A 6,931-nucleotide genomic window follows, 5' to 3' on the forward strand; every position below is an offset into this window, starting at 1 on the left:
CCCGAATCCCCTATACTCGATCGCCGCTACGTACCATACGGACCGAACACCTATGCATCGAACCGCTCACAGCAAACACCGCCATGCCGGCTTCACCCTCATCGAGGTGATGGTGGTGGTGGTCATTCTCGGCATCCTCGCGGCCATCGTCGTGCCACGTATCATGGACCGGCCGGACGAGGCGCGTATCACCAAGGCCCGGCAGGACGTCCGTACGCTGGAATCGGCGCTGAACCTGTACCGCCTGGACAACTACAACTATCCGACCACCGATCAGGGTCTGGAGGCGCTGGTGCAGCGGCCGACCTCGCCAGAACCGCCCCACTGGAAGGAGGGCGGCTACGTCGACCGGCTGCCCATGGATCCCTGGCAGCGGCCCTACCAGTACCTGAGCCCCGGTGTGCACGGTGCCATCGACATCTACTCGCCCGGCCCTGACGGCCAGCCCGGTACGGATGACGACATCGGCAACTGGATGCTGCGCTAGCCGGCCGGATGCCATGAGGGTCGGGCAGCGCGCGGCAGCCGGCTTCACCCTGTTGGAGATGTTGGTGGTGGTCGCCGTCATCGGCATCATCCTGAGCTTCGCCGTCCTGAACCTCGGCGGCGACCGGCGCGCCGCAGAGTTGTCCGCCGAATCCCGCCGTTTCGCCGAACTGCTGCGCCTGGCCAGCGAGCAGGCGGTGCTGCGCGGCGAGGAATGGGGCGTGCAGATCGACCTGGACGAGTACCGTTTCCTCCTCTACCGCGACGACGGGTGGGCGCTGCGCGAGGGCGACGACCTGTTCCACCCCCGCACGCTCGCGCCGGATACCGAACTGGACATCGAACTGGAAGGCCGTGACCTCGTGCTGGAGAACAGTGGCGAGATCAAGCCCACGCTGCTGTTGCTGTCGAGCGGCGAGGTGAGCCCGTTCACCGCCGTGTTCGCCACCAACGCCACCGAGTACCGCTATCGGGTACAGGCCGACCTGTTCGGCGACATCCACTGGGAGGCACTGGAGCCCTGGTGACCGTATCCCGCTCCCACCGGCCGCACAGCCGCGGTTTCACGCTCGTCGAGGTGCTGGTCGCGCTCGCCGTGCTGGCCCTGGCCCTGGCCGCGGCCGTCCGCGCCGGCGGCGCCTACGTCGGCAACCAGGTCTATCTCCAGGAACGCACGCTGGCACACTGGGTGGCGCGCAATGCACTCATCGAACTGCAACTGGAACCCCGTTGGCCGGGTATCGGCGAGCGCAGCGGCAGCGTCGACCTGGCCGAGCAGGAATGGGAGTGGCGCGCGAAGGTCGAGCAGAGCCCCGACGAGGATCTGCGCCGCATCGATGTATCGGTGTGGCGTGGTACCAAGGCCGAGGGTGAGGCCCTGGCCGGGCTGAGCGGTTTCGTGGAGCGGCGCGAATGAGACGCCAGCGGGCCTTCACCCTGATCGAATTGCTGATCGCCCTGAGCATCTTCGCGGTCCTGGCGCTGCTCGCCTACGGTGGCCTGAACAATCTGATGGTCACGCGCGCCGCCACCGAGGTGCGCGCCGAGGAACTGAACCGCCTGCAGATGACCTACCGTCTGCTCGAACGCGACATCGAACAGTGGGTGCCACGACCGATCCGCAACGAATTCGGCGAGCGCGAGGCCTCATTGCGCGCCGGTGACCGCATCGAGGCCGTACTCGAGCTCACCCGCGGCGGCTGGCGCAATCCGGCCGAGCAACCGCGCAGTGCCTTGCAGCGGGTTGCCTATGCGGTACGGGACAAGGCGCTGCTGCGCTACCAGTGGCCGACGCTCGACCGCGCGCCGGACGCCGAGCCGCGCGAACAGACGTTGCTGGAGGATGTCGATGAGCTGCGTCTGCGCTTCCTCGACGCGGCCGACCAGTGGCAGGAGCGCTGGCCGCCGGCCGGCCAGGCGGCCGGTCAGCCGGCCGCGCCGGGGCAGCCGGGCGCGGAGATCCCGCCGCGCGCGGTCGAGGTGGTGCTGATCAGTGCCCGCTGGGGAGAGCTGCGATGGCTGTTTCTGCTGCCCGCCTGAATCTTCGTCCGGGCCCCCGCGGAGGCCGGCCGGGCCGGCAGGCGGGCGTCGCCCTGATCATGGCGCTCATGGTGGTCGCCCTGGCGACGATTGCCGCCGCCGCCATGGCCTCGCGACAGCAGCTGGACGTGCGTCGCACCGCCAACCTGCTGGATGGCGATCAGGCCTATGTCTACGCCCTGGCCGTGGAGAGTTGGGCGCGCATGATCCTGGCCCGCGATGCGCGTGACAACCAAACCGATCACCTCGACGAGGTCTGGGCCCAGCGCATGCCGCCCATCGGTGTGCCGGGCGGGCAGATCGATGGGTATGTCGCCGACCTGCAGGGGCGTTTCAATCTCAACAACCTCGTCAACGCGGACGGCCAGATCAGTCAGGGGGATTTCGACTATTTCCAGCGGCTGCTGCGGGCACTGGAACTCGACGAGCGCCTGGCGCTGGCCATCGTCGATTGGATCGATCCCGATTTCGACACGCGCTTCCCGGACGGTGCGGAAGACGATTTCTATCTGGCGACGGAATGGCCCTACCGGGCGGCCAACCAGCCGCTGCAAAGCATCAGCGAGCTGCGCCTGATCCGCGGCGTGGATGTCGAGACCTGGCGGCGGCTCACGCCCTTCGTCACCGCCCTGCCGGTGCGCACCGCCATCAACATCAACACCGCCACGGCCCCGCTGCTGCAGGCGCTCGCCGAAGGACTGGCCGCGCAGGATGGCGAGCAGCTGGTGGAGAAGCGCCCCGCCGATGGCTACGCGAGCATCGACATCCTGCTGCAGGAGACGGCCTTCGCTGGTAAGCAGGTGGATGCCGGCCGGCTCGCGGTCGCCAGCCAGTTCTTCCTGGTGCGCTCCGATGTCCAGGTCGGCACCGCCCGCGCCCAGGTCTACAGCATCGTGCAGCGCAACGCCGACCGGCTGACCACGCTGGCGCGCACCCAGGGGGCTTGGTAGGGAGGGGTGAGGCGTGAGGCGTGAGGCGTGAAAGGCCAAACCCTTATTGGCCACGGAAACACACGGAACAACACGGAAAAATACTAATGTAAAAGCCCAGTGCTCAAACTGAGCGATCACTGGGCGGGGTTTGCCGATTAAATTCTGCCGGTTGTTCTGCGTGCTCATGGGGGTTTGTGCCTTGATAGGCGTCGAGATCCTGCCTGCTGCACGGGTCACTGCCTTTGGCGCGTCGCGACGCCGCAGCACCGTGTCCCGGGGGACCAGGGTGCGAGACCCGCATTATGGCCCTCCATGACCAGGGTTCTGTGCAAGGCTCCCAGAAGTCGCGTCCACAACTGTCACGTTTTACCCGCTGACCTCGAACGGGTTTTGCAATAGCATTTTTCCGTGTTGTTCCGTGTGTTTCCGTGGCCAATAACGGTTTTATGCCTCACGCCTCACGCCTCACGCCTCACTCACCCACCCCATAGCCAAGCCGCGGCGGTTGCGGTAAGGTCAGCGGGTTTAGAAGGATAGGGGGCACGCCAAGAGGCCCCCGATGCCCCCGATGCGATCTGGACACCTATGCCCGATGCCCTGCTGATACGCTTCGCCCCCCGTCCCGAGGAGCGGATCGAATTCGTGCCGGTCGACGAGAACGGCCGACTGGCCGGGCCGGTGCGTGTCGGCAGTGTCACCGAGGCCGCGCTGGAGGCGGGCACGCGCAGGATCATCGTGCTCGCACCGGCCGCCGATCTGCTCCTGACCCGGGTTACCGTGCCGACCACCAACCGTGCGCGGGTGCGCAAGGCCGCGCCCTTCGCCCTGGAGGATGCGCTCGCCCAGGACATCGAGGAATTGCACATCGCCCTGGGGATGCGCGATGCCGACCAGCAGTGGCCGGTGGCGGTGGTCGAGCGGGCGCGCATGGATCACTGGCTGGAGCAGCTGCACGAGGCCGGCCTGCACCCGGACCGGGTGGTGCCGGAACCGCTCGCCCTGCCGCTGGAGCCGGGCAGTGGCAGCCTGTTGCTGGAGGAGGGCCGTGCCCTGTTGCGCGACCAGCCCTGGTCGGCGCAGGCCGTCAGCCCTGCGACCCTGCCGGGCCTGATCGAACTGCTGGCCGGTCGCAGCGAGGCGGGCATCAACCTGCGGGTCTGGCATTGTGGCGGCGAACTGCCGACCTGGCTGGAACCGGTAGCGGCGACCCTGGAGGACTGTGGCCACGGCGGCCTGGGCGTGCTCGCGGCCGGTGTGATGCAAGCCGAGGGGCTGATCGATCTGCTGCAGGGCAGCTACAGCCGCAAGGAACAGTACGGTCGGATCTGGCGCCCGTGGCGCGCGGCGGCCGCACTGCTGGTGGCGAGTTTCGTGCTGGCGATGGTCCACCAGGGTCTCAAACACCGGGAACTCAGCCGCGAGTCGACTGCGCTCGCGGCGCGCATCGAACAGGTCTACCGGGACGCCAACCCCGGCGGCCGCGTCGTCGACCCGCGCGTGCAGATGGAACAGCAACTCGCCGCGCTGCGTCGCGGCCAGGGCGGCGGCAGCAGCGACTTCCTCGGCCTGATCGGCCGCATGGGCCGCGCGGTCGCCGGCAGCGACATCGAACTCCTCGGCGCGAATTTCCGCGACGGGCGACTGGATCTCGAGTTGACCGCCGGCGACATCCAGGGTCTCGACCAGCTCAAGCAGCGGCTCACCGAGGGCGGCGGCCTGAGTGTCGACATCCAGTCCGCCACCGCCGGCGCGAATCGCCGCGTGCAGGGGCGGCTGCGGCTGCAGGGGAGCACGTCGTGAACGCGAGGGCCTGGTTCGACGGCCTCGGCACGCGCGAGCGCATGATCCTGGCGGCCGGCGGGGTGCTGCTCATTCCCTTGCTGATGTGGGCGCTGCTGTGGCAACCGCTCGCCAGCAGTGTCGACCGCCTGGAGGACGAGGTCGCCCGGCAGCGCGAGACGCTGGCGTGGATGCAGCGCTCCGCCGCCGAGGTCAAGCAGCTGCGTGGCCGCGGGGAGACCACCGCGGCGGGTCTGGGTGGGCGTTCGCTGCTGGCCGTGGTCGACGAGTCGGCGGGCGCCGCCGGTCTCGGCAGTGGTGTCAAGCGTATCGAGCCCGAGAGCGCCGATGCCGTGCGCGTGACGCTGGAAGGCGTGGCCTTCGACACCGTGCTCGTCTGGCTGGACACCCTCGGCCGCGAGTTCGGTGTGACTGCGGGTATGGTCAGTGTCGAGCGTGAACCCGTTCCGGGGCAGGTCAGGATGCGCCTGACGCTGCACGCCCCCAGCGCATGAGGGCCGCCGTGCTGCGCTGGGCGGTGCCGGCCGCCATCCTCTTCTGCGTATTCCTGGCGGTCACTCTGCCGGCGCGCCATGTGCTCGGCTGGCTGGGGCTGGGGCAGGTCGCCATGCAGGGTATCGAGGGCACCGTCCGGGCCGGGCGCATCGCCCGTCTCGGCATCGGGCGGACCGTCATCGGCCCCCTGGCCTGGCGGCTGCGGCCGACGGCGCTGCTGGCCGGACGGCTGGAATACCAGGTGTTCGTGCAGAGCGGCAGCGGCGGTGGGGAGCTGCGCGTCGGCCGCGGTCTGTTCGGCACCCCCTATCTCAGCGACGCCCGGTTGTCGCTGCCGGCCGCGGACGTGGTGCGCCAGTTGCCCTTGTCCATGGTGCAGGCCGGCGGGGATGTCCTCCTGGACGTGACGCACGCGCGCTTCAGCGCCGGTTGGCCGCGGGCGCTGGACGGGCTGCTCACCTGGCGGGACGCGGAGATCCTTCAGCCCGCGCCGCTGCAACTCGGCACCCTGACGCTGCAGCTCGGGCTGCGCGAGGGTCAGGTGGTCGGCACACTCGCCGCCGCGGCCGGAGGCCCCCTGGAGCTCGGCGGCGAGTTCCGCCTGGGTTCCGACCGCCGCTATGTGCTCGACGCGTTGATCAAACCAAGCGCCACCGCCAGTCCCGACCTGCGCCAGAGCCTCGGCCTGCTCGGCAACCCCGACAGCCAGGGCCGCTACCGCCTGCAGCTGTCGGGGGCGCTGTAGGTCGGGGCCCGGCCACGGGTACGCCCTTTAGCCACGGAATCCACGGATAGCAGTAAGAGCAAAACCCCTTTGGCCACGGAATCCACGGAACAACACGGAAAAATCCTTTAGGAAACCTTTGATAAATTCGTTGTACCGTCATTGCGAGCGAAGCGAAGCAATCTCCTCCTACGGCAGATCAATAGCTTGGAGATTATTCGCTGCGCTCACCCCTCCGGGGCTGCCCTGCGGGCATTCTGCGCTCGCAAGCTCGCTGGTGCCGCGTCGCTGCGCTCCTCGCAATGACAAATAAATCAGAGGTTCCTTAGTCGCGAATTGCGTGACGAAGTATCAGATGCACAAAACCCAGCGATAGCCACGGAAGCGCACGGAAGATGTCGGTGTAACGGGTTTTACATTCCGTGTACTTCCGTGTGTTTCCGTGGCCATGAATAGATTTTTCCGTGTTGTTCCGTGGATTCCGTGGCCAAAGATCGGTTTTCGCGCCTAATACCTTCATACATTGGAGCATACCGATGGTCGCCAGGGTTCCCGTCAAGGCGGAGATCACCGCCGAGAACAAGTGCGGTTTCTGTACCAATACGAAGTGCTGCACCTACATCACCCAGAAGATTCCCGGACCGCGTTCGCGCGTCGACTTCGATCATCTGTTATGGCAGTTGGCACACGAAAACGTCCAGGCCTACAAGGATGATGGCGGCTGGTTCCTGCTGGTCAACAACCCCTGCCGCCACCTGCAGCCCGATGGCCGTTGCGGTATCTACACGACGCGCCCGCAGCTCTGCCGCGACTACTCCAACGACTACTGCGAGTTCGACGCCCCCGCCGAAGACGGCTTCGAGCTGTTCTTCGACGGCTACGACAGCCTGCTGAAATACTGCCGCAAGCGGTTCAAGAATTGGGGGAGGTGAAGCGGGATTCGGGGGTCGGGATT

General features: G+C 67.3%; 9 protein-coding genes. All 9 read left to right on the forward strand.

What is annotated here, in order from left to right; all coding sequences use genetic code 11:
• The first annotated feature begins 52 nt into the window (after positions 1–52).
• Positions 53–487 (forward strand): type II secretion system major pseudopilin GspG, encoded by a 435-nt coding sequence (gene gspG / locus K8I04_15285; GenBank protein MBZ0073078.1) that lies wholly within the window; start codon positions 53–55, stop codon positions 485–487.
• A gap of 13 nt (positions 488–500) precedes the next feature.
• Positions 501–1,013, forward strand: a complete 513-nt coding sequence (gene gspH / locus K8I04_15290) for a type II secretion system minor pseudopilin GspH (protein ID MBZ0073079.1) — start codon at positions 501–503, stop codon at positions 1,011–1,013.
• Positions 1,010–1,402, forward strand: a complete 393-nt coding sequence (gene gspI / locus K8I04_15295; GenBank protein MBZ0073080.1) for a type II secretion system minor pseudopilin GspI — start codon at positions 1,010–1,012, stop codon at positions 1,400–1,402. Before gspH ends, gspI begins: the two co-directional genes overlap by 4 nt.
• A complete protein-coding gene (gspJ, locus tag K8I04_15300) occupies positions 1,399–2,025 on the forward strand; it encodes a type II secretion system minor pseudopilin GspJ (protein MBZ0073081.1) in 627 nt (208 codons plus the stop codon). Before gspI ends, gspJ begins: the two co-directional genes overlap by 4 nt.
• Positions 2,001–2,975: a type II secretion system minor pseudopilin GspK gene (gene gspK, locus K8I04_15305; protein MBZ0073082.1), complete on the forward strand. Its 975-nt coding sequence runs from the start codon at positions 2,001–2,003 to the stop codon at positions 2,973–2,975. Before gspJ ends, gspK begins: the two co-directional genes overlap by 25 nt.
• A 567-nt stretch (positions 2,976–3,542) precedes the next feature.
• On the forward strand, positions 3,543–4,757 hold the full coding sequence (gspL, locus tag K8I04_15310; GenBank protein MBZ0073083.1) for a type II secretion system protein GspL: 1,215 nt from the start codon (positions 3,543–3,545) through the stop codon (positions 4,755–4,757).
• Positions 4,754–5,251, forward strand: coding sequence for a type II secretion system protein M (locus tag K8I04_15315; GenBank protein ID MBZ0073084.1), 498 nt, complete (start codon positions 4,754–4,756; stop codon positions 5,249–5,251). Before gspL ends, K8I04_15315 begins: the two co-directional genes overlap by 4 nt.
• A gap of 8 nt (positions 5,252–5,259) precedes the next feature.
• Positions 5,260–5,997 carry a type II secretion system protein N gene (locus K8I04_15320; GenBank protein ID MBZ0073085.1) on the forward strand — a complete coding sequence of 246 codons (738 nt, stop codon included), beginning with the start codon at positions 5,260–5,262 and terminating at the stop codon, positions 5,995–5,997.
• 515 nt (positions 5,998–6,512) lie between these two features.
• Positions 6,513–6,908 carry a YkgJ family cysteine cluster protein gene (locus tag K8I04_15325; protein MBZ0073086.1) on the forward strand — a complete coding sequence of 132 codons (396 nt, stop codon included), beginning with the start codon at positions 6,513–6,515 and terminating at the stop codon, positions 6,906–6,908.
• Positions 6,909–6,931 lie beyond the last annotated feature (23 nt).

It is taken from the genome of Gammaproteobacteria bacterium, assembly GCA_019911805.1.
Taxonomy (GTDB): domain Bacteria; phylum Pseudomonadota; class Gammaproteobacteria; order Thiohalobacterales; family Thiohalobacteraceae; genus JAHJQQ01.

Coding starts and splice junctions, on each gene's coding strand:
- gspG (MBZ0073078.1), top strand. CDS start 53: ATGCATCGAACCGCTCACAGCAAACACCGCCATGCCGGCTTCACCCTC.
- gspH (MBZ0073079.1), top strand. CDS start 501: ATGAGGGTCGGGCAGCGCGCGGCAGCCGGCTTCACCCTGTTGGAGATG.
- gspJ (MBZ0073081.1), top strand. CDS start 1,399: ATGAGACGCCAGCGGGCCTTCACCCTGATCGAATTGCTGATCGCCCTG.
- gspK (MBZ0073082.1), top strand. CDS start 2,001: ATGGCTGTTTCTGCTGCCCGCCTGAATCTTCGTCCGGGCCCCCGCGGA.
- gspL (MBZ0073083.1), top strand. CDS start 3,543: ATGCCCGATGCCCTGCTGATACGCTTCGCCCCCCGTCCCGAGGAGCGG.
- K8I04_15325 (MBZ0073086.1), top strand. CDS start 6,513: ATGGTCGCCAGGGTTCCCGTCAAGGCGGAGATCACCGCCGAGAACAAG.